Annotated in this window: 22 protein-coding genes, 1 tRNA gene and 1 pseudogene; 15 read left to right on the forward strand and 9 right to left on the reverse strand. The window is 52.2% G+C overall.

Annotated features, from left to right (window positions below):
* Positions 1 to 646 (forward strand): hypothetical protein (locus tag NZ653_00855; GenBank protein MCS7285679.1); only part of this gene is annotated, 646 nt, incomplete at its 5' end.
* Positions 647 to 888: 242 nt separating this feature from the next.
* On the opposite strand, the gene NZ653_00860 is transcribed toward NZ653_00855, so the two are convergent.
* Complete coding sequence (locus NZ653_00860) at positions 889 to 1,017, reverse strand: hypothetical protein (protein MCS7285680.1); 129 nt, start codon at positions 1,015 to 1,017, stop codon at positions 889 to 891.
* Positions 1,018 to 1,311: 294 nt separating this feature from the next.
* Between NZ653_00860 and NZ653_00865 the strand changes: the two are divergent.
* From NZ653_00865 to pyrB, 8 genes and pseudogenes are all read left to right on the forward strand, one after another.
* Positions 1,312 to 1,482 (forward strand): annotated as a pseudogene (locus NZ653_00865) (cyclophilin-like fold protein).
* Positions 1,483 to 1,515: 33 nt separating this feature from the next.
* Complete coding sequence (locus NZ653_00870) at positions 1,516 to 1,845, forward strand: hypothetical protein (protein ID MCS7285681.1); 330 nt, start codon at positions 1,516 to 1,518, stop codon at positions 1,843 to 1,845.
* A gap of 492 nt (positions 1,846 to 2,337) precedes the next feature.
* Positions 2,338 to 3,822, forward strand: coding sequence for a hypothetical protein (locus NZ653_00875; GenBank protein MCS7285682.1), 1,485 nt, complete (start codon positions 2,338 to 2,340; stop codon positions 3,820 to 3,822).
* 60 nt (positions 3,823 to 3,882) lie between these two features.
* Positions 3,883 to 5,118: an acyl-CoA dehydrogenase family protein gene (locus tag NZ653_00880; GenBank protein MCS7285683.1), complete on the forward strand. Its 1,236-nt coding sequence runs from the start codon at positions 3,883 to 3,885 to the stop codon at positions 5,116 to 5,118.
* A gap of 90 nt (positions 5,119 to 5,208) precedes the next feature.
* Positions 5,209 to 6,105, forward strand: a complete 897-nt coding sequence (locus NZ653_00885) for a phosphatase PAP2 family protein (protein ID MCS7285684.1) — start codon at positions 5,209 to 5,211, stop codon at positions 6,103 to 6,105.
* Positions 6,102 to 7,487 (forward strand): MFS transporter, encoded by a 1,386-nt coding sequence (locus tag NZ653_00890; GenBank protein ID MCS7285685.1) that lies wholly within the window; start codon positions 6,102 to 6,104, stop codon positions 7,485 to 7,487. The genes NZ653_00885 and NZ653_00890 overlap by 4 nt, the downstream gene beginning before the upstream one ends.
* Positions 7,488 to 7,677: 190 nt before the next feature.
* On the forward strand, positions 7,678 to 8,721 hold the full coding sequence (locus tag NZ653_00895) for an amidohydrolase family protein (protein ID MCS7285686.1): 1,044 nt from the start codon (positions 7,678 to 7,680) through the stop codon (positions 8,719 to 8,721).
* Positions 8,722 to 8,747: 26 nt separating this feature from the next.
* The gene (gene pyrB, locus NZ653_00900) at positions 8,748 to 9,704 is read left to right on the forward strand and encodes an aspartate carbamoyltransferase (GenBank protein ID MCS7285687.1); all 957 of its coding nucleotides are present in this window, start codon (positions 8,748 to 8,750) and stop codon (positions 9,702 to 9,704) included.
* A gap of 18 nt (positions 9,705 to 9,722) precedes the next feature.
* Here pyrB and NZ653_00905 read toward each other — a convergent pair whose 3' ends face one another.
* The 3 genes from NZ653_00905 to NZ653_00915 form a co-directional block, all read right to left on the reverse strand.
* Positions 9,723 to 12,824, reverse strand: a complete 3,102-nt coding sequence (locus NZ653_00905; protein MCS7285688.1) for an ATP-binding protein — start codon at positions 12,822 to 12,824, stop codon at positions 9,723 to 9,725.
* The gene (locus NZ653_00910; GenBank protein ID MCS7285689.1) at positions 12,821 to 13,270 is read right to left on the reverse strand and encodes a GNAT family N-acetyltransferase; all 450 of its coding nucleotides are present in this window, start codon (positions 13,268 to 13,270) and stop codon (positions 12,821 to 12,823) included. Before NZ653_00910 ends, NZ653_00905 begins: the two co-directional genes overlap by 4 nt.
* Before the next feature lie 66 nt (positions 13,271 to 13,336).
* Positions 13,337 to 13,567, reverse strand: coding sequence for a hypothetical protein (locus NZ653_00915; GenBank protein ID MCS7285690.1), 231 nt, complete (start codon positions 13,565 to 13,567; stop codon positions 13,337 to 13,339).
* Between the two features lie 27 nt (positions 13,568 to 13,594).
* Here NZ653_00915 and NZ653_00920 point away from each other — a divergent pair.
* The 4 genes from NZ653_00920 to NZ653_00935 all read left to right on the forward strand — a co-directional run bounded on the left by NZ653_00920 (position 13,595) and on the right by NZ653_00935 (position 16,268).
* Positions 13,595 to 13,666: transfer RNA gene (locus NZ653_00920), tRNA-Gln, on the forward strand.
* Between the two features lie 61 nt (positions 13,667 to 13,727).
* Positions 13,728 to 15,005 carry a LuxR C-terminal-related transcriptional regulator gene (locus tag NZ653_00925; GenBank protein ID MCS7285691.1) on the forward strand — a complete coding sequence of 426 codons (1,278 nt, stop codon included), beginning with the start codon at positions 13,728 to 13,730 and terminating at the stop codon, positions 15,003 to 15,005.
* A gap of 4 nt (positions 15,006 to 15,009) precedes the next feature.
* Positions 15,010 to 15,939: a ribonuclease Z gene (locus tag NZ653_00930; GenBank protein MCS7285692.1), complete on the forward strand. Its 930-nt coding sequence runs from the start codon at positions 15,010 to 15,012 to the stop codon at positions 15,937 to 15,939.
* Positions 15,940 to 15,944: 5 nt separating this feature from the next.
* Complete coding sequence (locus NZ653_00935) at positions 15,945 to 16,268, forward strand: divalent-cation tolerance protein CutA (GenBank protein ID MCS7285693.1); 324 nt, start codon at positions 15,945 to 15,947, stop codon at positions 16,266 to 16,268.
* Here NZ653_00935 and NZ653_00940 read toward each other — a convergent pair.
* From NZ653_00940 to NZ653_00955, 4 genes are all read right to left on the reverse strand, one after another.
* Positions 16,232 to 17,158: a bifunctional enoyl-CoA hydratase/phosphate acetyltransferase gene (locus NZ653_00940; GenBank protein MCS7285694.1), complete on the reverse strand. Its 927-nt coding sequence runs from the start codon at positions 17,156 to 17,158 to the stop codon at positions 16,232 to 16,234. The two genes, NZ653_00935 and NZ653_00940, sit on opposite strands and share 37 nt — an antisense overlap.
* A 16-nt stretch (positions 17,159 to 17,174) precedes the next feature.
* The gene (gene tdh, locus NZ653_00945; GenBank protein MCS7285695.1) at positions 17,175 to 18,224 is read right to left on the reverse strand and encodes an L-threonine 3-dehydrogenase; all 1,050 of its coding nucleotides are present in this window, start codon (positions 18,222 to 18,224) and stop codon (positions 17,175 to 17,177) included.
* Between the two features lie 62 nt (positions 18,225 to 18,286).
* Positions 18,287 to 18,520, reverse strand: coding sequence for a zinc ribbon domain-containing protein (locus tag NZ653_00950; GenBank protein MCS7285696.1), 234 nt, complete (start codon positions 18,518 to 18,520; stop codon positions 18,287 to 18,289).
* A 31-nt stretch (positions 18,521 to 18,551) separates the two neighbouring features.
* A complete protein-coding gene (locus NZ653_00955; protein ID MCS7285697.1) occupies positions 18,552 to 19,166 on the reverse strand; it encodes an MBL fold metallo-hydrolase in 615 nt (204 codons plus the stop codon).
* A 318-nt stretch (positions 19,167 to 19,484) separates the two neighbouring features.
* Here NZ653_00955 and NZ653_00960 point away from each other — a divergent pair, with 318 nt between their 5' ends.
* On the forward strand, positions 19,485 to 20,828 hold the full coding sequence (locus NZ653_00960; protein MCS7285698.1) for an adenylate/guanylate cyclase domain-containing protein: 1,344 nt from the start codon (positions 19,485 to 19,487) through the stop codon (positions 20,826 to 20,828).
* A 2-nt stretch (positions 20,829 to 20,830) separates the two neighbouring features.
* Positions 20,831 to 22,012: a tRNA pseudouridine(13) synthase TruD gene (locus NZ653_00965; protein MCS7285699.1), complete on the forward strand. Its 1,182-nt coding sequence runs from the start codon at positions 20,831 to 20,833 to the stop codon at positions 22,010 to 22,012.
* Here NZ653_00965 and NZ653_00970 read toward each other — a convergent pair.
* Positions 22,009 to 22,521 carry an adenine phosphoribosyltransferase gene (locus NZ653_00970; protein ID MCS7285700.1) on the reverse strand — a complete coding sequence of 171 codons (513 nt, stop codon included), beginning with the start codon at positions 22,519 to 22,521 and terminating at the stop codon, positions 22,009 to 22,011. The two genes, NZ653_00965 and NZ653_00970, sit on opposite strands and share 4 nt — an antisense overlap.
* Positions 22,522 to 22,579: the final 58 nt, after the last annotated feature.

The raw sequence follows: 22,579 nt of genomic DNA on the forward strand, positions 1-22,579 counted from the left end.
CCCCTGGCTGGATGAGGCTTTGGTCACCGCTCTATCATTGGACTTTTTCCGCTGGAAAGATCCCGAGGCTTATCAGAGCCTCTGGGAAACCTGGGGCAACTACACGGGGACCATCCCTCTTAATCGTTCCATTTATGACTTCCAAAAAGGCAGAGCCTACTTTAATGCCGTCTACAGGCGAGGGGCTACTTTCCTGCGCCAACTTCAGGAACTTATGGGCCAGGATGCTTACTGGCAGGCCCTGAGGACCTACTATATGGCGCACCGCTTCGGCATCGCCCGGCCACAAGATTTCCTGCTGGCCATGCGCGTAGCCTCGCCCCTGGACCCCCTTTCGCTGTATCAGCGCACCTTTGATTATGATTTTTTGCAATTTTTCGAACCTGTCATCACCACAACCGTTCCCGTCCGGGTGGTAAACAACATTCCGCTGGGCATACCAATCCAGACTCAAGGGGCTACCCATATTGCTTCCCCCCTTCAAGAGAGCCAGTCTCCGCTCCTGGGACCGTGTTTGCTCACCGCAGGTGAGCAAACTTTGCAACTTGAAGCTTTCGGTCAGGGCATTGGCTGCGCCCACTGGCGGAGTACCTCTGCTTTAGTAGCGCCACCAACTGCGCCCACCCAATCCCTTTGCCACCGCTAACCGCTATGCCGAAGGCCAGGCCATTGCTAATACCATCCCCAGCCCCGGCAAGCGTAAGTGCTCAAATGGGTTAGCTGAAGCCACTACGTCAAGGTCTCCGCATCCTCCGTCAATACCGGCCCACTGAAAGGGTCCACCGTCAGTTTCCCCTTCACTTTCACGAGGTCACATCACCCCCCCCACCGCAGGCATCTGCACCCCCTCAAAGACCTCTCCCCGTTTCCGGCGGGCTTTCTGGACGGTCAGAAAACCAGCGTTTTAGAGGCCTCGTAACTGAGGCCAAGAAGATAGAGTATCACCGCCAGTCCTCTTACTCTCTGGAAGAAGTGATCCCGGGATACCCCCACCGGATAGACTCGGTTTCCCTTCATTGCACCCCAATTTTACCGATCGGTGAACAATCACATGAGGATGATCCCGCAGACAGCCTGCCGGCCCTATTACCCAGGAGCGATTTCCCTCTGTGAAGAATTTTACTTGCGGCTTCAGAATTTTTATGCTATGCTTGTAATAGCCTAATAAAGGACCACATTGGCAAATGCGTCACCAACACCTTTTGTTACAGTCACCGGCCACTCCATTTATTGCCCATTGAGACGCCAGGCTCAACTCCAGCTGGAGGGGAAACAGCAAACTGGTGAAACCCGGATGCGGCTAATTCCACAGCCTGTGATTTAATCGCTCAACTTCCGCTGAGGTTGAATTTTCGTGATTTCAACCGGGTGGAGAAGATCGCCATACTTCCCCGCAGACTGTCAACAGAAGGTGTGCCACCAGGTGATGATCCGATGCTTGGTGATGTCGGCTATTTCAACTCTGGTCTGGCCTGCGGCTGAAGCGCCATTTGTTGGGCTACTGAGGAGATAGCGATGTGGAGATCAAACATAGGCGTTCATCTTATCCTCGTATGCCTGAGTATTTGCCTGGTTGCAGCCAGTCTATGGTTTCCAGCCACGGTGCATGACCGAAGCGAAATGAAAAGCGTACAATATGGCTATCCTTTTCGCTTCCTTACTCAGGACGTTAGCCGATACGATCCACCAGGCTTCCCATGGCAGTATCGGGTAATGAGCCCCTGGGAGAATCCGACTAAACTGAAACCTTTGGCGTTCCTGGGTTCCATTATCATCGTGCTGGCATCGCTTGAGCTGGCAGTGATTGCGGTAAAAAGAGCGATAAGGATATTGTTTCAGACTTAGAGGCGGCATTACCCGTCTATTCCCTTCGTCCGCAGGCGGGATAAAAAGAAGGCGAGTGAGGGGAGTGCGGAAAAGCCTTTTAGCGCAGGTTGGAAAAGGTGGCGGTAAAAAAGAGAATATGATGAGGAAAGAGGCGCTGGTTCCCCCAGGGGCAAGCCGCTGGAAAGATAAAGAGGGCGGTGCTGAAGCGAGCGGGAGTCCAGCAGGCTGCGGAGCGATCCAGCCAACACTTCCATTTGACGTCGCTCCGCTGTGCTTTGCGATGTGGCTGAACAGCATAGTCCGGTAAAGAACAACAATGAACCGGGCTCGGAGTATCAAGTGCGCAGGAACCATGTGCGACGGAACAGGATGGTGCGTGGAGCCAGACGGGTGGGATCGGCAGTGAATGTCAGCTGGCTATCGGCCCGGTATAGAAATTGTCCGGAGAAGGCGAGGGCTCTGAGGAATCGTTGAGCCCTTATGAACCATCACGCTTAAGGAGGAAAAGACATGAAAGTTTACACCCTTTTCGTCAGCAAATTGGACTGGCATGCGGGATGGCCCCACATCGGCTTTGACAACGAGCAGTTTAAGGCCTGGGTTCTGGAGAGGTTAACGAAAAAGTTCCCTGAAATCACCTTTGCCGGCGGGGAGATCCTCACCGGATATGAACCATCTGAAGTGGAAAGGATTAAGCGGGAAATAGAAGGGACAGATGGTTCCCTCCTCTATATTATCGGACATTATGGCTATCCGGAGGTAGGGCCCCTGGAAGGACTTCTTCAGTCTGGGCAGCCCACCATCCTCGCGAACCGAATCTACGGGGGGGATTACGTCTTCATTCAACTTTATGAACGCATAAGAGGGAAAGAGCTGCGGGTGCTTCCGGTTTCCTCGCCGGATTTTGAGGATATAGAATGGGCGATAGGCATCTTGCGCGGGCTTCATCGCCTCAAAGGCAAGAAGATCCTTACCTATGCCCCTGACGAAATAACGATGAGTCCGGAGGGCCTTATAGAACTGGCAGGACCTGACCTGCTCTGCATGCCGGAGGAAGAAAGGGAAGCCATGATGGCCGTTATGGGCAATATCGTTTCCATTGGCCATTACCTCGATCTGACGGGAGCTGATCAGGCCCACCAGTGGCGCAGAGATGAGGAAAAATACCGGAGGAACATGAAGGAGGTTTTCGGGCTAGAGCTGATTAGGAGAGACCCAAAGGAACTCGCTGAGCATTACAGAAAAGCCGACGAAAAGAAAGCTGAGGAGATCGCCGATAGATGGATAAAGGAAGCGAAACTGGTGGAATCTCCACGCCAGACAGTGGTGAATGCGGCCAGGCTTTACCTCGCAATAGAAAAGCTGATTGAGGAAACGGGGGCTGATTCTGTGACCATTGATTGCGGAACCCTGCTCATCATGGGCCTCCTGCCTGCTTTCCCCTGTTTGGGCTTCCGCCAGATGCTGAATAGTGGTTTCACTGCCACCTGCGAGGCGGATCTGGATTCCCATATCAGCGTTCTTTTGGGTTATTCCCTTACCGGCAGGCCTGGCTTCGTCTCCAATCACACCCTCGATTTGACCCACAACCAGGTCACCTACCTGCACTGTATGGCTTCCAGCAAACCCTACGGGCCTGAAGGCCCTTCTATGGAGTATGACATAGTCCGCCACGGGGAGTCCCATTTTGTGGGAGCTGTCCCAAGGGTCAGGTTCCCTGTTGGAGAAGACCTCACCACGATTAAGCTCAGTTTGCTGGAAAAGAAGCTCGCTCTGCGCCACGGGAAAATCATCGGCCAGATTGTGGATGAAAAGGCATGCGTCAACAAAGTGCTTGTGGAGGATGATGCCGAAAAAATCCTGGAGAACTACGACTGGATGACCTTTGGGTGGCACAGGGTCAGCTTCGTGGGGGATTGGCGGAGAGAATTCAAGGCGGCAGCCAGGCTGGCAGGGCTGAAATTGGTGGAGGAAGATAAGGCCACCGTGCCTTGAATCCCGCAGTTCTTGGAAGGCGAGCAAAAGTAAACAGCATTTTCAACGGGGGGAAATGAGATGTACCGCGATGATATATTGCGAGAGCTGGTCGAAGAGGAAGACCTGATCTTCCGCGAGGCGATCCGCGCCTATGTGGAGGCCGAGATCATGCCTGTGCGTCATCTCATAGATGACGATGAGGAACATGTACTGGTGCGCCGCATCCTGCAAGGGCTTACTGACATAGGGTTCCAGGCTTCCATCTGGCCGGAGAAGTATGGAGGAGCTGGTCTTACCAGGATGGTGCCTTTCTGCCTCTGTCTGGAAGAGCTAGCTCGTGGCGATGGGGGCATTGCAGTAGCCGCGGCCTGCAGCCTGTGGCCCTTCATGCCTGCCATCTGGGCGCAAAACCAGGTTGTCCTTGATCGCTTCGGGCCGGAGTTTTGCGGCAAAGAATTAAAGTTGGGATGCTTTGCTATGACCGAGCCAGGCGGCGCTTCTGGTGGAGGCGGTTGCGACATTGAGAATCCTGCTCTGGAGGGCCGAATGATTCGCACCAGGGCCCGTCTGGAGGGCGGGGAATGGGTGATCAATGGCCAGAAGATGTGGGCCTCCAACAGTGGTGTGGCCGATGCCTATCTTATAGTCTGCTCCACTGATCCGGAACTGGGCGAGGAAGGGATTGCCCTCATCTATGTGCCGGGCAATGCTGAAGGCCTTTCTTTTGGCCCTTTTGAGCGCAAAGCCGGAATGCAGGCCGATCGTAACTGCGCCATATACCTGGATAATGTGCGGGTGCCCGAAGGGTTCCGTGCCGCGGGGCCAGGGGAGGACGCCCGCCTCTTTCGCCGTAATCTGGTCGTTGGCCGCCTGGGGAGCGCTGCCATGTCGGTGGGTAATGCTCAGGGCATCTTTGAGACGGTCCTCAAATTCACGGGTGAGCGCGTGGTGGCTGGCCGACCAATTCGGGAACACTCCGTAGCCGCCTGCATTCTTGCTGATATAGCAATAGGCATTGAGACAGCCCGGGCCTTTACCCTGCAAGCAGCCTACAAGTACGACCATCCGGAAATTTATGGGCCTCCAGATTCGGATCTAAACCTCTCGCGAGCCAGCATTGCCAAGGTCTATGCCTCGGAAGTGGCAGTGATGGCAGCCAACAGGGCCATGGAGCTGATGGGTTCCTACGGCTACGCCCACGATTATCACCTGGAGAAATATTGGCGAGATGGCAAGATCATGCAGCTCTGGTTGGGAGGAGCACAGTTAGGTCGCCTGGATGCCATCAGAGGTTATTATCCACACAGGCTTTAAGGCGATAGCCCGCCCTCAGCGGGAGTGAGCTCAGAGCAGCACACCGGCCAATTACCCGATCAATAAATCAAAAACCATGGGGAGGAAACCATGACGCAACTTGATTTTATCCTCTGGTTGCAGTCCCTTCGTTCCCCTTTGCTTGACACTTTCTTTGCTATAATCAACAGCACCGCTAAAGACGACTTCATCATCCTGGTGGCAGTCATCCTTTACTGGTGCATAAGCCCAGCCGTAGGCCTGAGGTTTCTCCTGCTTCTCCTCTTTTCCGGCTATTTGCACACTGCTCTCAAAGACCTTTTCCGCATCCCGCGTCCTCCTGTAGAACAACTTCTTTTCCTGGCTGAGAAGCGCGATGGAAGTTACGCTTTTCCCAGCGGTGATGCCATGAATGCCAGCGTTCTGTGGTCCTACCTTGCTGGCTATTACCGGCGATGGCCCCTGATTGTGGCCGCAGTAATCCTGATCCCTCTCGTTGGCCTGGCGCGCATCTATCGGGGAGCACACTGGCCAACTGATGTCCTGGGTGGGATAGCCATAGGTATCGTCCTGGTCTGGCTGGGCTTGGTCCTCTATCGGCTCTGGGATGAGCGAGGTCTTACCATACCATTCCCCTGGGAGCTGGCCCTGAGCCTATCTGTTCCTCTTCTCCTCTTCGCCATCTACCCCAAGGGGCCAGCGACCCCTCCGCCCTCAATCGCCACTACGGCCATGGTGACGGGCACCGCTTTGGGGGTAGCTTTGGGGTACAGCCTGGAACGACGGTACGTGCGCTTCCCTGTGCGGGTGGCTCTCTGGAAGCAGGTGGTCAAAGTAGTGGTTGGGCTGGCGACAATCTTCCTGCTGCGGATGCTCCTGGGCCAGCTGTTCCCGGCCGGAGCCTGGTTCCGCTTTGTCCGCTTTGCCCTGCTCGGGCTGTGGGGCACATTGGGTATGCCTGTGATCTTCCGGGCACTCTTTGGTTCCGATAGGAGATGTTCACCATGAAAGGTAAATACGCAAAAATCGCCTACGGTATAGGCAATATGGGAACAGCCCTTTTCTTTCACACCATAGGGGCTTACATCATTTTCTTTTACACCGACGTGGTACGCCTTGATCCCAAGCTGGTAGGGCTGGCCTTCGCTATTTCCTACGGTGTGTGGAACGCCATCAATGACCCTCTCGTCGGCTATATCTCAGACCGAACTCGCACAAGGTGGGGACGCAGGATCCCCTACATCCTCTTTGGCGCCCCTCTCCTCCTATTCATCTTCATCCTGGTGTGGTCGCCACCTCTGGGAGGCAAACCTCTGGCAACGCCTTTCCACTTCGGCACCTTCCTTTATTTCGCCATCCTCATTGCCCTCTTTGATCTCCTTTACACCGCTGTAAGTGTCCCTTACATCTCCCTTTTCCCGGAAATGTATGAAACTCTTCCAGACAGGACAGAGGTCTCCATCTACCGGCAGGTGGCAGCGATGATAGGCTCTGTGCTTGCTTTCGCCTCGATGCCACTGATTGCCGATGCCCTTTCCGGGACGTTTGGCCGGCTTGGGGGGTGGGCATGGGCAGGAGCCATCCTGGGGCTTATCGGCAGCGGTGCTTTTCTGGTCTCCCTGCTGGGTAGCAGAGAGCGAAAGGAGTTCAGCCTCGAGGGGACGATGCCACTGACCCAAGCTTTCAAAGCCACTTTAACCAATCAAACCTTTTTGGCCTTCGTGGGAGCTAACCTGATGATCTGCTACATATGGAGCTGGCTTTCGGCCATGGTGCCCTTCTTCACCAAATACGTCATCGGCGCTGAGGAGGGGGAAACGGGTTTCCTTTTTCTGGCGATGTTTGTCACCTCGATGGCCTTTTACCCCCTCTGGAGGAAAGTTGCCCTCCGCCTGGGCTCCAGGGACACCCTTGCCGTTGCCGTGCCGCTCTTCGTAGCCCTCCTGCTTCTGGTATTTGTCGTCCGCAACCTGCTCCAGGCCCTGGCCATGATGTTCCTGCTGGGAGCTGCCAACTCAGGCATCACCCTGGTCAGAGATATCCTCCTTAGTGATGTTATAGACGAGGACGAACTGCGTACCGGCCGGCGGCGAGAGGGTATATACTTTGGGGTCAATGCCTTTATCGAGCGCTTCGCTATGGTCCTGGTGGGCGGATCGAGCAGCCTGGTGCTGGGGCTGAGCGGTTACAACGCTGCTCTGGCAACTCAACCTCCTTCCGTTGCCGTAGGAATCCGCATGGGTATGAGCTTGCTGCCGCTCGTGGCTCTGGTGATCTTTTTGACGGCACTTAAATTTTACCCGTTGGGGAAAGAGCAGGTTATTGCCCTCAGAGAAAGACTGAACACCCTGCACCAGCAGAAAGCAGAACAATATCTGCGAAAGAGGTGAGGGCAGGAGCTCTCCACTTGTCTTTGGAGAGGATTTTGGATATACTCCATTTATAGTATGGAGGGTTTGAGGGTCTCGCTTAAAGAGCGATTATTAAAGATTGGCCTGGACGGGGCCTGGGATCACTGTTTTCCCAGGCCCTTGTTTTATGTGGAGGGAAGTTGAAATGCCTTTAGTGGAAATACCCGGAATGATCGATGCTCACGTTCACCTGCGAGAACCAGGAGCTTCGCACAAAGAAACCTTTCTCACAGGCACAGCTGCAGCTCTTGCCGGAGGGGTAGTGGCTCTCTTGGATATGCCTAACAATATCCCGCCCATAACAGATGCGCAAACTCTGGAAATTAAAAAACGCATCGCTGCCAGCAGTGCCCTCTGCGATTACGGCTTTTACCTGGGAGCTACCCTCCATAACTCCTCCACTGCTGCCGAACTCGCTTCTGAAGTTGCCGGCCTCAAGATATACCTTGGAGAAACCTATGGTTCTTTATACCTTCAGGACCTGAGCACCCTGATAGCTCATTTCCAATCGTGGCCCTCCAGTAAACCCATCGCTGTCCATGCGGAAGGAATGCTTGTAGCTGCAGTCCTGGCCCTCGCCGCTTTATACAACCGGCGCGTACACATCTGCCATGTAAGCAGAGCTGAAGAGATAACCCTCATTAAGGCGGCCAAAGAGCGCGGTCTCCCCGTCACCTGTGAAGTTACACCTCACCACCTCTTCCTCTCCGAAGAGGAAGCCGCAACACTTGGCCCCTTTGGGTACATGAAACCCACCTTGGGCTCTCCGAAAGACCGCGAGGCTCTGTGGAAAAATCTTGGCATAATTGACATTATAGCTTCCGATCACGCCCCTCATACTCTGGAGGAAAAGCGAGGTCCTGAACCTCCTCCCGGTGTCCCCGGCCTTGAGACAACTATTCCCCTGCTTTTTACGGCGATGCTGGAAGGGAGAATTGCTCGGGAGCGGTTGTCTGAACTTATCTTTGAAAATCCGGCGCGCATCTTCGGGATAAAGCCTCCGGAAGCACGCGTGGAAATTGAACTGGGCCCTCGTCGCATCATATCCTCCGCTGAGCTCAAAACCCGTTGCGGATGGACCCCTTTTGAAGGTATGGAAGTTCGGGCTACCGTAAGGCGAGTTTTCATCCGGGGACAAAAAGCATATGAAGATGGAAAGATTCTCGTCCACCCCGGATTTGGCAGGCCCCTCTTCTACGGGCCATATAGATAAAATCTTTAAGAAGGAGGTGATAAAAGATGAGAGCCGTTCCGGCCGACAGAAAAGACAATGGCCTTTACGGCCAGCATATCATCTCGGTCAAACAGTTTGATCGCCCGAAACTTGAGTTCATCTTCGGAGTAGCCAAAGAAATGCGTACCTTGGTAGAACGATTTGGTTCAGCTGACCTGCTTCAAGGCAAAGTTCTGGTAAACCTCTTCTACGAACCCAGCACCCGCACCAGCTCCTCTTTTGCCGCAGCGATGCTCAGGCTCGGGGGCAAAGTTATCTCCATTAATGAAGTTCGCTATTCTTCTGTAATCAAAGGCGAATCCCTCCCCGATACCATCCGCACCCTGGAGTGTTACGCCGATGTAATCGTCTTAAGACATCCTGAAGTGGGAGCTGCTGCTTTGGCGGCCAGATATGCCTCCAAGCCCATTATCAACGCAGGAGATGGCATCGGGGAGCACCCAACTCAGGCTCTACTGGATCTTTTCACCATCCAGGAAGAACTTGGCCAGGTTGATGGCCTGCGAGTGGCTATGGTGGGAGACCTCAAATACGGGCGTACTGTTCACTCTCTGACACGTCTTCTGTGTCTTTACAACGTGGAATTTGATTTTGTTTCTCCCGCAGCCCTGCGCATGCCCGAAGAAATACTCCAGGAAGTGCGCGAGGGCGGCTTACCCTATCGGGAAACCGAGGACATAAATGAGGTCATATCCAGAGCCGACGTCCTTTACGTAACCAGAGTTCAACGCGAGCGTTTTGAAAACCAGGAAGAATATGAGCGCCTCAAGGACTTCTACATCATCACCCCCAAGTTGATGGAAAAGGCCAAGGAAAGAATGATCCTCATGCATCCTTTCCCCAGGGTATATGAGATAAGTTACGAGGTGGATTCGGACCCGCGAGCTGCTTACTTTCGCCAGATCCAGAACGGCCTTTACATCCGGATGGCCTTGCTGGCCGCAGTTCTGGGCAAAGCGTAGCAACTTATAAGGGGGCTATCATTGAGTTTTGGGAAGGGTAAAGGAAAAAGTGGACCCATGCCCGGGGGAACTTTCCACCCAGATTCTACCCCCGTGCGCTTCTACCATTAACTTACAAAAATAGAGGCCAAGGCCGAGACCGCTTGTTTTAGCTGTCTCCCTGGTTTCAATCCGATAGAATTTCTCAAAAATTTTCTTCTGCAAGGGAATCGGTATCCCTTCTCCTTCATCCTTAACGGAAACCTTCACCTCATCCCCTTCGGCTTCAACCTTAACCGTTATCAAGGAGCCCGGGGGTGAGTATTTCAAAGCATTATCCAAAAGGTTACTCAAGATAGCCTCTACCATTTTCTCATCAGCAAGGGCCAACAGCGACTCCGCTGGTTCCTTAAGGGAAAAGCGGTGAGTGCCACCCTCCGCAAATCTTTTCACCACTTCTTTAGCCAGTTTTGTCACATCCAGCTTGATGAAATTTAGGCGGATTTTTCCCCGCTCAAGATTAATTATTTCCTGAAGTTTACGCACTGCTTCCGTCATTTTGTCACTTAGCTTTACCAGTTCATCCAGCGTCTCCCTCCGCTTTCTTCCCTCCTTGTACAGATAAAGGGCGTTCGAAAGTTTGGTTGCAAGTTTACCTATTTCATGGACAAGGAAAATAGTGACAACATCCTGGACCTTCTCCAGGTCTTTTTCCCGGGATAAATCCCAGAAAGCCACAACCGTTTTCTCTGGAGAGAGCAGTATAGCAATCTCCCTTACCGGTACGAGGTGACCATCCCTGGCTTTAAGGTGAGTGGTCCGCAGGGTCAAATTCCCCGTATGAGCCGCTTCCAGCGTGGGAGAGGTGAAACCCTCTGGATATAAAACCTGAAGATTGCGTCCCACCAGTTCCCTCTCGGTGAAACCGATAAGGCTGCGGGCTTTTTCATCAATAAATGAAATTTCACCCCCTTTCCCTGCCAGGTATAAGCCATCGGAGACCAGGCCCAGCAATTCAAGGAGCTTTTTTTCAGCCTTTTCCAGTTCCTTCTTAAGAGCGAGTCGAACTGCCAGGGAGCCCAGATGGCTAAGGAAAAGGGTTATATCGGGGATTTTACCTTCCGGGAAGACAAAGATACCCCATGCCTTTCCATCGGCCTCCAGGGGGAGAACGTTAAAACCTTTTAGGTAGCCTTTCAAACTCTCCACAGCCTTGGATTCAACAGGACTCTTAGGGGCAAAGAAGGTCAGGAGCTCAGCGAAATAGGGGCTGAATCCGGGGCTCATGGCCAGAGCGGGTTCATCCTCTGGAGCGGAAGAGAAGAAGAAAAGGCAACAAGGGATTCCTTCAAGTTTGTAGCAGTCAATCAGGACCTCAAGCGTTTTGGAAGCCAGTTCCCTGAAAGAGGAAACGCCTTCCAGTGCTCCTTTGAGACGATGAAGGGAACTTAGGTGCTGGCGTGTTCTTTCCAGCTCTTTCTGAAAGAGGATTTTTTCCCATATGGCAGCCACTTGGGCGGAGAAAGCTTTAAGCCAGTTCATCTCTGCTGATGAAAAAGCCTTTGGCTCTCGCTCCCACACCCCTATCCAGCCAATCTTTTCTCCCTTTAAGTGGATAGAAGCGCCCATAAAGGCTTTCATCCCCCGTGCATCGCTGAATTCGCCCTCCCTTCCCAGTTCCTGGATTATGACCTCATCCTGTCGGGAACAAAGGTCAATCTCCCATCTAGGTGGAGGAAGAATGCTTTCAGAGCCAGCGCAATAGCTGGTGAGGACTTTTCCTCCCTCCCAGATCCTTATGGCGCAAGCTTCCGCATCCATAAAAGCGTTTATCACTTTAGCTATGTAAACCAGGAGCTCCTCGCCCCTCAAACCGGAAGCCAGCATCTTACCGATTAGATTATAAGCCTCAAGGAGAGCCTCTTTTTCCTTTACCATTGAATAATGGGCCTGAGTGTTGTGGATTATAGCGGCGAAGTAAGGAGCGAGGCTCTCCAGAAAACGCAGATCTTCCACCCCGAAGGCTTCAGGATAGAGGCTATCCATTTCCAGGGAACCTATGAGCTTGCCCTGATAGATAAGGGGGACTCCCATAAAGGAACGGAAAACCCCTACATCGGGGATTTTGGGTTTCTCTTTTAATGCTTGCACATCCTTTATGAGGATTGGCCTACGGTCCCGCGCGATAAGCCCACTTAATCCTTCTCCCAAGTCATACTTGTGGCCTTCCAGTATCCCTATGCCCGAAACCTTACGCGCTACCATTTTTCTCTCTCTTTCATCCCACAGGCAGACTTCTATAAGTCTAACCTGTGGGAAAAGTATCCTAAGGCCTTCCACGAGGCTTTCCAGAACTGAATCCAGGTAATAAGGATTGGACACCATCCGGGTGAGGATTTCCTGAGCAGAGGTCAGCTCTTTGAGCTGGCGACGCAGGGTTCTTCTGTATTCCTCTTTCTCGAGAAAGAGTCCCAGCTGGGTGGCCAGAATTTCCAGGTTTTTGAGCTCGATCCGGTAATAAGGCTCGCCACTCCTTTTTTCCCCAAGTGCTATGAATCCTACTAGCTTCCCCCTGGTTCTCACGGGGACCAGGAACCGGAAGCCAAGGTTTATCCACAGGCCTGAATCTACCGGGAGGGAAAGCGCGCTTTGACTGTTAGCGAGGGAACTAATGGCGAAATCGTTCAGGGGGATGGAATTTTCTAACCAGCTTTCCGGATCAACCTTGGCTATGACCTGACATTTGTTCAAAACTTCATTAATCAGGTAAAAGTAAACTTTTTTGCAATTCAACCACTTCTCCAACCCCTTGCACACCTTCTCGGCCAGCTGGTAAAAGTCCAGCTCTTCGCGGAACAGCTCCTGCAGGGAATAAAAGCGGAGGAATTTCTCGGAGAGTCCCTTCCGCAGGAAGAAAATTTCATAGCGGAAAATCAGCCAGAAAGCAAATAGAATTATGGAAATGAAGATAATGGAGAGAGGGAAGATGGACTTATTCCTTAAAGTTGCAATAGCGAGTGGTAAAATCAGGAGAAGGCTCGCAACTAAGAGGATGAAACGATGGCGCCAGTTTATTACTGCCGAGACCAGCGACGGTGTTATTTCTCCAGGTTTATCCTCATCGGTGCCCATGGGGCTCATTCCTTTTCCTCTTCCTGGGGTGGTGGAGCTGAAGCGTTTAATACGTCTTCAATAGGATAGGCAAACATTATCCGGGTCGTCTGGCGAAAGCCCATCTTTTTCCAGAAACCTGTTTCTCCAGGGACTGTCACCGCCAGAGAGATGGCTCCTCTTTCTTTGAACCTTTTGGCTATAGCATGTACCAGGGCCTTGCCTATCCCTCTCCCCTGGTATTCAGGGTCTACGGAGGCTATGTGTATTATTGCTCTTGAACCATCGTATACCCCTCTTATGAAACCTACAACTTTGAAATCTTCTTCAGCTACGAGGAATTCGGCGGCAGGACACTGGCTTACCCTTATCATGGCTTCCGGACCGTCCAGCTCTGGGTGGCTATACTGCTGGTTGGCTTTGAGGATTTCCACAAGCCTCGGAGCATCTGAAGGGACAAAATCCCTTATCCGCATCAGTTTGCCTCCTCAAGGGGGTTGCCTTTTTAAAATTATAGCATTGAAAAGTTCAAAGGGGCAAGATTAGAAGGCTTTTAACTTCCGATTGAGGACTTTAATAGCGCCCTTTATATTCTCAAGGGTCATGAGGGAGGCTAGAATCCTGATCAGACCAGGGACATGCGTTTTCCCATGAAAGGCTAAAACAGAGCTGACGGTTCGTCGGATTTTCCACGCTTCGTGATGGTATTCTCTGAAGTCCAATGCGGAGGACTCTTCGGATGCTTCGTGAACGCGGATTCTTGCCCGCTCCATCTTTTATATGGTATAATAAACTTGCATTCGGGGGTCGTCTAATGGGCAGGACAAGGGACTTTGGATCCCTCGGTCCAGGTTCGAATCCTGGCCCCCGAATTGGGCTGAAGCTGACGGCCTCCACGGGCCGCCGGCTTTCTTACTTTTGAAGGGTAAGGTTATGGGAAAGTGTCCTCTCAGCGAGAGGGAGCTGGAAATCCTCAGGATGGTAGCTTCAGGGGCTACCAATCAGCAGATAGCCAGCAAGCTTTTCATCAGTCTCAACACCGTCAAGGTCCACCTCCGCAATATTTTTGAAAAGCTCGGGGTTCAATCCCGCACCGAAGCGGTAATGCTGGCTGTGAGGGAAGGATGGATTGAGGTGGGGGAAGTAACCTTCAGGCCTCCTGAGCTCCAGGTTTTTCCTTTACCTTTCTGGAAAAAGTTCCTGCTGACCTGCATCACTCTCCTGGCTGCGGTTCTCGTGGCTCTGCCTTGGCTCAGAGCAATCCAGGCTGATGAGCCTTCCTCCTTCCTGATTGACAGGCCCTCCTCCCCTCAACTTTCCTCCATGACGGCTTCAGGACGATGGCTCCTGAAAAGTTTTCTCCCAGCTCCTCGCTCCAGGATGGCTGTGGCCCTTTCTGGAAACGCAATCTTCATTATCGGAGGAGAGGTAGCCGGGAATGTGACGGGCGAGACCCTGGCTTACTATCCGGGTGAAAATAGGTGGGAGAAAAGAGCTCAAAAACCCACTCCCGTGAGCAATGTCGGAGCGGTATCTCTGAATGGTAAAATTTATGTCCCAGGGGGCTACACATCCGATGGCGTGGTGATCGATGCGCTGGAGATTTATGAGCCTTCGAAGGATACCTGGACGAAAGGAGCACCGCTGCCTGTGCCCCTGTGTGGTTATGCCATCGCCTCTTACCAGGGGAAAGTTTACCTGTTTGGGGGATGGGATGGCAAAAGAGCGTTAGCGAGAGCCTTCCGATACGACCCTCAAACCGATGAATGGGAAGAGCTTCCATCCATGCTTATCCCCAGAGCCTTTGCGGCGGCCGGCGTGCTGAACGACCGGATCTATGTGGCCGGAGGGCTGAGGGGTTCCCGGGAAATCCGAGATGTTGAGGAATTTAATCCGGTTGAAATGCGTTGGCAGAAGCGTTCCCCCATGCTTATAGGCAGAGCAGGCTTTGGTCTTAGCCCCGTTGGCCATTGGATTTATGCCATCGGTGGTGGCTGGAAGAATCGTTTGACCTTTAATGAGCGCTATGACCCTTCAGCAGACCTCTGGACCCCTTTTGAGACTCCAATCCTTGGAGAGTGGCGAAACTTGGGGGTTGTTGCTTTAGGGAACAAAATCTATGCTATAGGCGGTAAAAGCGGAGAACCTCTGGCCTTTGTAGAAGAATATCAGGCCCTCTTTACGGTGATGATTCCCTACATTCAGAGGTAAAGTCATGTTTGAAGTTGTCTTCCTGGGAACTTCGGCTTCTGCCCCTTCGGTTCAAAGGAGCTTGCCGGCGGCAGTGGTCCTTCACAACCAGCACAGGTTCCTTATTGACTGTGGGGAGGGCACTCAGAGGCAAATCCTGAAAAGCGGACTGGGTTTCCGGCGCCTCAATAAGATACTCCTCACCCATGGACATCTGGACCACATCCTGGGGCTGGGGGGGTTGATTTCCACCTTTGCCCGGTGGGAGGCAATAAGCGAGGTGGAAATATACGGAGGAAAGTGGGCCTTACGCCGGGTTAAGCTCCTAATGAAGGTGGTTTTTATGGACGAGATACCCCCTATAAACATCATTTACCGGGAGATCGGCCCTGGGGTGATAATGGAAGACGATAAATTTGTCCTCAGGGCCTTCAAAGTAATCCACAAGGGAGCCGATTCTCTAGGCTTTCTCTTCGAAGAAAAGCCCAGGCGTCCGTTCCTGGTAGAGAAAGCCGAAGCCCTCGGTGTTCCCGCCGGCCCTGAGAGGCGCCGCCTTGTGCAGGGGGAACCCATAACCCTGCCCGATGGTCGGGTTATACACCCTGATGATGTTCTGGGGCCTCCTGTGCCTGGGGCGAAGCTGGTGTTCGTCGGGGATGCTTCCTCCACCCGGGGTTTAGCGGAGGTCGCCTGCAAAGCCGATGCCCTGGTGATTGAGGCTACTTATCTTGAGCCCGAAAAGGAGCTGGCCCGCCAGTACGGTCACATCACAGCAGCCGAAGCAGCCCACCTGGCCCTGGAGGCTGAAGTCCGAAATCTCTATCTTGTGCATATTTCCCGGCGCTACAGCGTAAACGAGGTTCTGGCGGAGGCTCAGGCCATATTCCCCAATACTACCGTCGTGAACGATCTGGACAGAATTGTGGTTAAAAAACCCGAAAATCAGGGAGGGTGAGGTCCATGGAGGGAGATTTCATTGTAGTTCTTATCACCACGAATTCCTTTGAAGAAGCGTTGAAGATAGGGCGGATCCTTGTGGAGGAAAAGCTGGCAGCCTGCGTCAACGTTGTACCTGAGGTTTTCTCTTTCTACTGGTGGGAAGGGAAAGTCCAGGAAGATAAAGAATCTCTGATGGTGGTAAAAACCACTGCTTCCTCCTTCCCGGCCCTTGAAGGGAGGGTCAGGGAGCTTCACAGTTATACTGTACCGGAGATCATCGCCCTTCCGATAAGGGAAGGGTACAAAGGCTATTTGGACTGGGTTGCGGGTTCAGTGCTAAGGTAAACGGCCATAGCTAAGGAGAGGAAGCGCGTTTCGGCCTCGTCGGCGCGTGAGTTTATAAGGATGGGAACTTTTGCTCCTACCACGTGTCCGGCCATCCTGGCGCGGGCGAAATAAAGGATTCCCTTGGCCATTATGTTGCCCGCCTCCACATTGGGAACGATGAGGATATCGGCCTGGCCGGCGACAAGGGACTTTACCCCTTTAACTTTGGCGGAATGCTCCGAGATGGCCGTATCGAGAGCCATGGGGCCATCCACTATGGCTCCCTCAACCCAGCCCTGTTCAGCCATTTTGGCCAGAGCCAGAGCATCAATGGAAGCTGGAATTTTAGGGTGAACAGCTTCGGTAGCAGCCAGAATAGCCACTTTAGGCATTTCAATCCCGAAACGGTGGGCTACCTCCACAGCGTTTCGGATGATTTCCAGCTTCTGATAAACATCAGGGTAAGGGACAACACCGCTATCGCTTATGTAGATTAGCTTGTGCATTCCGGGAATTTCAAAGATCCCCACATGGGTCATCAGGTTTTTATCCCTGAGGCCAATTTCCCTGTTGAGAGCCATTGAAAGGAGTTCAGCCGTTTTGAGCTGGCCCTTTATGACTATGTCTGCTTTCCCCTCCTTGGCCAAAAGCACCACGGTTCTGGCGGCCTTAGAAGTTTCAGGTTCATGGATTATTTCAAAATCAGCGAGAGATACACCTTCTTCCTGGGCGATGGCTTTGATGGCCTGGGCATCCCCTACAAGGTAGCCCGATATTTCCAGGCCAGCTCTGCGGGCTTCTTCGAGGGAGAGAAGGACTTCGGGATCGTGTGCAGCAGCCACCGCTATTCGCCTGGGGCCTTTCCTGCGGGCGAGCTCTATCATCTGGGCAAAGTTTTCAACGGCCATACCCTTTCTCCTTCCCCTAAGGGAACATCACAACTTTTCCTACTCTTTTCTCTGGTGAAGTGAGAAGGCGAAAGGCCTCCTCGAAATTGTCCAGAGGTATCCTGTGGGTGATGATGGGAGATGGATCAAGCTTGCCGGAATTAAGAAGCTCGGCCATCTGGTACCAGGTTTCCCAGAGGAGGCGTCCGTTTATGCCTATGATGCGGGCCCCCTTGAAGATTACAGCGTTGGCCCAATCCAGGGTCACTGGCTCTGGTGGTATACCGAAAGCGGTGAATCTGCCTCCTTTGCGGAGGACAGCGAAACCCTGCTCTAAAGCCAGGGGGCTTCCGGCCATCTCCAGAACCACATCTACTCCTGTGCCGTTTGTTTTTTCCAAGATTATTTTAACTGGATCCTGGCCTTCGGAGATATTGATGGTGAAATCGGCTCCCATCCTGCGCCCGATTTCCAGGCGAAAGGGGTTCATACCCACCTGGAAGACAGTGCCAGCTCCTGCCGCCTTGGCCACAGCTACGGCGTTGTTGCCCGCTGGCCCATCACCGAATACTGCCACTGTCATACCTGATACTGGCTCCGCCAGGACAGCGTAGACAGCATTGCCCAGAGGTTCCTGGATGGAGGCTATGGCGGGGTCCATATTGGGGTCGTTTTTCCAAGCGCATATTTCAGGAATTGTCACATATTCAGCGAAGGAGCCGTTGGTATCAACCCCGATGATTTTGAGGTTCTGGCATATGTGGGGTTGCCCCCGGCGGCATATAGGGCAGGTCATATCGGGTATATGGCTTTCGGCGGATATAAAATCTCCCACTTTCAAGCTTTTAACGTCCTTTCCCACTTCCACCACTTCGCCGCAGAACTCATGCCCCAGGATCAGAGGAGTTTTTATACGGCTCTGAGCCCAGCGATCCCAATTGTATATGTGCACATCAGTGCCGCATATAGAAGTAGCGCGGACTTTTACCAGGACTTCGCCAGGGGCTGGGTTGGGTATATCTACCAGGTCCATTTCCAGGCCTGGCCCAGGCCCCTTCTTGAGGATTGCCTTCATCTTCTCAGGCATATCTCCCTCCTGAGGGCAGTGGGGCATAAAAAAGCCCGGTTCCCTTCCGGAAACCGGGCCTTTTATCTGCCGCAGCTTGTGCATGTGGTTGCGGTGCATCCTGTGCACGGGCTGCCACCAAGGCTTCTGGTAGTTCCTCCTTCGCCTCGGCTTACAGCCGCAAAGAGCGATATAGCTCTTTCTGTTTCAGAACTTCCACAGTATGGGCACGCGGCTGGCTCGCTCGCCTTATTTATCGGCCGCAGAAGCTCAAAAGTTTTACCACAGCTGCTGCATCTATACTCATAAATTGGCATTTAACCCCCCTCATCCGGAGTGAATTAAGGGTTACTGGCCTGGCTTAAGGATTACCACCTGCACCGAAGTTAACTCCTTGAAGCGTTCGGCGTCTTTTTCAGAGCCCACAATTTCCCCGTAATGCATGGGTATGGCTATTTCGGGCTTTATGGCATCGGCAGCTCTGGCCGCTTCATCCGCCGTCATCACATAAGTTCCGCTTACAGGCAGAAGAGCAATGTCTGTCTTGAGGCCCTTCATTTCAGGGATAAAGTCCGTATCGCCAGCATGATAGATGCGTTTCCCACCCAGGGTGACAATGAAGCCCACATGCCCTGCTTCTTTGGGATGGAAGGGCTTATCTATGTTGTAGGCTGGGACCATTTCTACCTCAATGCCTTTTACAGTGATTTTATCTCCGGGCTTTACCGTTTTTATTTCCCCCTTTAGCTTTTTGGCAGCTGCTGGTATGGTAACTATGACGGTATCAGCTTTTTGAATCTTTGCCACATCTTCCGGAGAGCAATGGTCGTAGTGCTCGTGGGTTATAAGGATTATGTCAGCTTTAGGAAGATTTGGGGGGAGCTTCCATGGGTCAATGTAAACTGTAACCTCTCCTTCCAGGCGAAAAGAATCATGACCGAGCCAGTGAATATTCTCTACCATCGCTTTGCTCCTTAAAGGGTTAATGTCCGCAGAAATTATAGCATCTGTTCCCAAAGAAATCAAGGCTTCCTAAGGCTGTTTGAAAAACTTTGGGATGGGGTCGAAACGGTAGCGGGCGGTCCCAAACTGTCTGCATTGTCTCCCCGGGCCCTGGACAAAAATCAAGAAGGCAGTCTGGCCAGCGGGGCACTGGAGGCTGGGCGCAGGAGGCCTGGGCGATCTGGACTATCTCGGCCAGGAGTAGATCCCTTTAAAACGACCTCGCCGCGCCTTTACTTTCTCGCCATTTGGGGTATAATACTTGAAGGGGAGAGGGACATGCAAGTTTTTCAGACATTTTTGATAGAAATTGAGAATTTGGCCAGAGAAATTCAAGAATTGCGGGAAAAATTAGGCAAAACCGCCGATTTGAAACTTCCAGAGCTCCGAAAAAGTTTAGCCAGCCTTTCAGAAATAGCATGGAAGCTCAAAATTTTAGAAGGTGCTTCCGAGCGCGTTTTATCCCTCGCTCACGAACTGAAGGTTTCATTCGGGGATTGCGCTCTTAATGCTCTTTTCCTTTCCCAGCTTTACGCTCTGGCCCAGGGCATCTCTTCTGCTCCTGAGGAGCCAATTGACCGCATCGCAACGGAGGTCTTGCGGAATTCTCTGAAGGCCAGAACTATTTGCGCCTTTCTCTCAACGCCGGGTTCGGCAAAGTTTCGGCAGGAACAGTGGTTCGGAGAAGTTCCCCTCGGGGAAATCAGCCAGGAGCTGGAGGAAGCTTTCAAACGCTTTAAATCCATCTCAATGGAAAGAGGTTTAGTTGTTCCATTAACAGGGTTGAAGGGCCCAAGAGGCTTGCTTTACATTGAAACCGAAAACTGCGGCCCCCAGGAAATGGCCTTCGCCGAAGCCGTGGCCTCCATCGTTGGGCTTGCTATGGAGGCAAAGGAGCTGGCCGGAGAGCTGGAAAAAACCCTTTACGAACTGGCCAAACTCCAGGCTATAAAGGAGCAGGAGGAGCTGGAGAAGGATTACATAAGAGCCCTTTTTAGCCGCTTTGTTTCCCCTCAGGTGGTGGAAAAGCTGGCTTCCGACCCTTCAATCTTAAGGTTAGGGGGGGTAAGGCAAGAGATTACCATTCTGTTTGCTGATATCAGAGGCTTTACAGCTTTAAGTGAAAAACTTCCCCCCGAAGACCTGGTGAAGACTTTGAATCAGTATCTATCCATTGCCGCTGATGCCATTCTGGAAGAAGAGGGCACCCTGGATAAATTCTTAGGGGATGCAGTAATGGCTTTCTTTAATGCCCCCTTCCCCCAGGAACAGCATGTCCTTAAGGGAGCCAGAGCAGCTCTGAGGATTAAAAACCGGCTTGAGGAACTTCACTCCAGGAATGCCTTGCCCCTTAAGCTCTACTTCGGCATAGGATTGAACGTGGGCGATGCCGTTATCGGAAATATAGGGACCTCTATGCAGATGAACTACACGGCCATAGGGGATTGCGTGAACGTGGCCAAGCGCCTCCAGGAAATTGCCCGGCCCGGCCAGATCCTTATCAGCGCTGCTGTTTACGAAAGGATCAAAGATAAAGCTTTCGTTCGCACTTTGCCCCCAACCTCAATCCCCGGAAAATCTTCTCGCGAGCCCATATACGAGCTTCTGGACCTTGTGGAGTAAAGATGATTTTTAAGGCACGCCCAGAAGATTTTATAGTGAGGGAAATCCTTAAAGTTATTCCCCAACCTTCTGGCCCTTACGCTCTTTACCAGCTCACTAAAAAGGGAATTTCCACCCTCCAGGCTCATGCTCGCCTGGCTTCAGCCCTGAAGGTAAGACCATCAGTCATAGTCTTTCCAGGATTGAAGGACAGAAAGGCCATAGCAAGCCAGTATTTCTCTCTGAAAGGAAAAGGGCCTGATGAGATAGATGGACCTGGATTTAAAGCAAAGCTGGTGGGCTTTTTCCACCGCCCTCTGAGCCCGGAGGACCTTCAGGCCAATGAGTTCACTTTAACTTTGAGGCTTATAACGCCCAGCGCTGCCAAAGCCTTAGAAGAGGCCATCTCCGCCGTTCAGAAAGATGGTCTTCCCAATTACTTTGACCGCCAGCGCTTTGCCTCAATGAGTTCTGAAGGAGAATTTCCGGGCAAGAAAATCCTACAGCGGGATGCTGAGGGTGTGCTTAAATTTTATTTAACGATTCCCACCCCTCTGGACCCTCCCTCGTACAGGGCCTTCAAGGACAAAGCCGGAAAGCTTTGGGGCCAATGGGAAGAGTTACTAAAGGAAGCCCCCTCTCCCTCTAACTTCCGGAGCGTTCTCACTTACCTTAAAGACCACCCCACAGGTTTTCGAAAAGCCCTGAATTTAGTTACCCCCAGGATTCTGACCCTTTTCCTTTCTTCTTACCAAAGCTGGCTCTGGAATAAAATGGCGGGAAGGCTGGTCCGGAGAAAACTTGAGGATAAAAGAGTTCCTTTTTCAGAGCTGGAGATTGCCGGAGAAAAGCTCCCCTTCTATGCGTACCTTCCGAGAGAACTGAAGGAAGAACTTGAAGGAATAATCTTACCTTTCTTCCACCACAAGGCGAATTTTAACGGGCCAGAGCTTTCACATCTGGCGCAGGAAATCCTGAAGGAAGAAGGCCTGGAGTTAAGGGATTTTAAAGCGCGGATCCTCAATAAGGCTTATCTAAGCCGGGGTAAGAGGAAGCTTATCCTTTTACCCAGCATCCTGGCCCACAGCATTGAAAGCGACGAATTGAATCCAGGTTACATAAAGCTGGGGCTTAAGATGCTTCTCCCTCCTGGTTCTTATGCTACTCTGGTGGTAAAAGCGATAGCCCTCAAGCTTCCAGGTTAATACTGAATCAATACATGGATTGGGTATTTGGTGAGCTTTTCCCTGCCTTTGAGGTAAGTCAGGTCAACAAGGAGGGCTATTCCCACCACTTCACCTCCAAGCCTTTCCACCAGCTTGGCAGTGGCTTCCAGGGTTCCTCCAGTAGCCAGGACATCGTCAAAGATGAGGACCTTTTGCCCAGGCTTTATAGCGTCTTTGTGGATTTCCACGGCATCGGTTCCATATTCCAGGGCATATTCCTGCCTAATAGTCTCAGCGGGAAGCTTGCCGGGTTTCCTGGCGGGAACGAATCCTGCCCCAAGTTTGTAGGCCAGGGCCCCGCCGAAAATAAAGCCCCGGGCTTCAACGCTTACAACAAGGTCTATGCCTTTGTCCATGAAGGGCTCGGCCAGCCGATCCACTGCTTCCCGGAATGCTTCGGGAACTTTGAGAAGGGTGGTTATATCCCTGAAGATAACGCCCGGTTTAGGCCAATCCGGGATATTCCGAATATACTGGGCAAGGTCCATTTCCCCCCTCCTGGAGAGATTTTCAAATCAGATTTCATTTTAACAAAGGAGGCCAAAA

The sequence above is a fragment of the Anaerolineae bacterium genome (assembly GCA_025062375.1).
Taxonomy (GTDB): domain Bacteria; phylum Chloroflexota; class Anaerolineae; order SpSt-600; family SpSt-600; genus SpSt-600.

Coding starts and splice junctions, on each gene's coding strand:
- NZ653_00860 (MCS7285680.1), bottom strand. CDS start 1,017: ATGAAGGGAAACCGAGTCTATCCGGTGGGGGTATCCCGGGATCACTTC.
- NZ653_00870 (MCS7285681.1), top strand. CDS start 1,516: ATGTGGAGATCAAACATAGGCGTTCATCTTATCCTCGTATGCCTGAGT.
- NZ653_00875 (MCS7285682.1), top strand. CDS start 2,338: ATGAAAGTTTACACCCTTTTCGTCAGCAAATTGGACTGGCATGCGGGA.
- NZ653_00880 (MCS7285683.1), top strand. CDS start 3,883: ATGTACCGCGATGATATATTGCGAGAGCTGGTCGAAGAGGAAGACCTG.
- NZ653_00885 (MCS7285684.1), top strand. CDS start 5,209: ATGACGCAACTTGATTTTATCCTCTGGTTGCAGTCCCTTCGTTCCCCT.
- NZ653_00890 (MCS7285685.1), top strand. CDS start 6,102: ATGAAAGGTAAATACGCAAAAATCGCCTACGGTATAGGCAATATGGGA.
- NZ653_00895 (MCS7285686.1), top strand. CDS start 7,678: ATGATCGATGCTCACGTTCACCTGCGAGAACCAGGAGCTTCGCACAAA.
- pyrB (MCS7285687.1), top strand. CDS start 8,748: ATGAGAGCCGTTCCGGCCGACAGAAAAGACAATGGCCTTTACGGCCAG.
- NZ653_00905 (MCS7285688.1), bottom strand. CDS start 12,824: ATGAGCCCCATGGGCACCGATGAGGATAAACCTGGAGAAATAACACCG.
- NZ653_00910 (MCS7285689.1), bottom strand. CDS start 13,270: ATGCGGATAAGGGATTTTGTCCCTTCAGATGCTCCGAGGCTTGTGGAA.
- NZ653_00915 (MCS7285690.1), bottom strand. CDS start 13,567: ATGGAGCGGGCAAGAATCCGCGTTCACGAAGCATCCGAAGAGTCCTCC.
- NZ653_00925 (MCS7285691.1), top strand. CDS start 13,728: ATGGGAAAGTGTCCTCTCAGCGAGAGGGAGCTGGAAATCCTCAGGATG.
- NZ653_00930 (MCS7285692.1), top strand. CDS start 15,010: ATGTTTGAAGTTGTCTTCCTGGGAACTTCGGCTTCTGCCCCTTCGGTT.
- NZ653_00935 (MCS7285693.1), top strand. CDS start 15,945: ATGGAGGGAGATTTCATTGTAGTTCTTATCACCACGAATTCCTTTGAA.
- NZ653_00940 (MCS7285694.1), bottom strand. CDS start 17,158: ATGGCCGTTGAAAACTTTGCCCAGATGATAGAGCTCGCCCGCAGGAAA.
- tdh (MCS7285695.1), bottom strand. CDS start 18,224: ATGCCTGAGAAGATGAAGGCAATCCTCAAGAAGGGGCCTGGGCCAGGC.
- NZ653_00950 (MCS7285696.1), bottom strand. CDS start 18,520: ATGCCAATTTATGAGTATAGATGCAGCAGCTGTGGTAAAACTTTTGAG.
- NZ653_00955 (MCS7285697.1), bottom strand. CDS start 19,166: ATGGTAGAGAATATTCACTGGCTCGGTCATGATTCTTTTCGCCTGGAA.
- NZ653_00960 (MCS7285698.1), top strand. CDS start 19,485: ATGCAAGTTTTTCAGACATTTTTGATAGAAATTGAGAATTTGGCCAGA.
- NZ653_00965 (MCS7285699.1), top strand. CDS start 20,831: ATGATTTTTAAGGCACGCCCAGAAGATTTTATAGTGAGGGAAATCCTT.
- NZ653_00970 (MCS7285700.1), bottom strand. CDS start 22,521: ATGGACCTTGCCCAGTATATTCGGAATATCCCGGATTGGCCTAAACCG.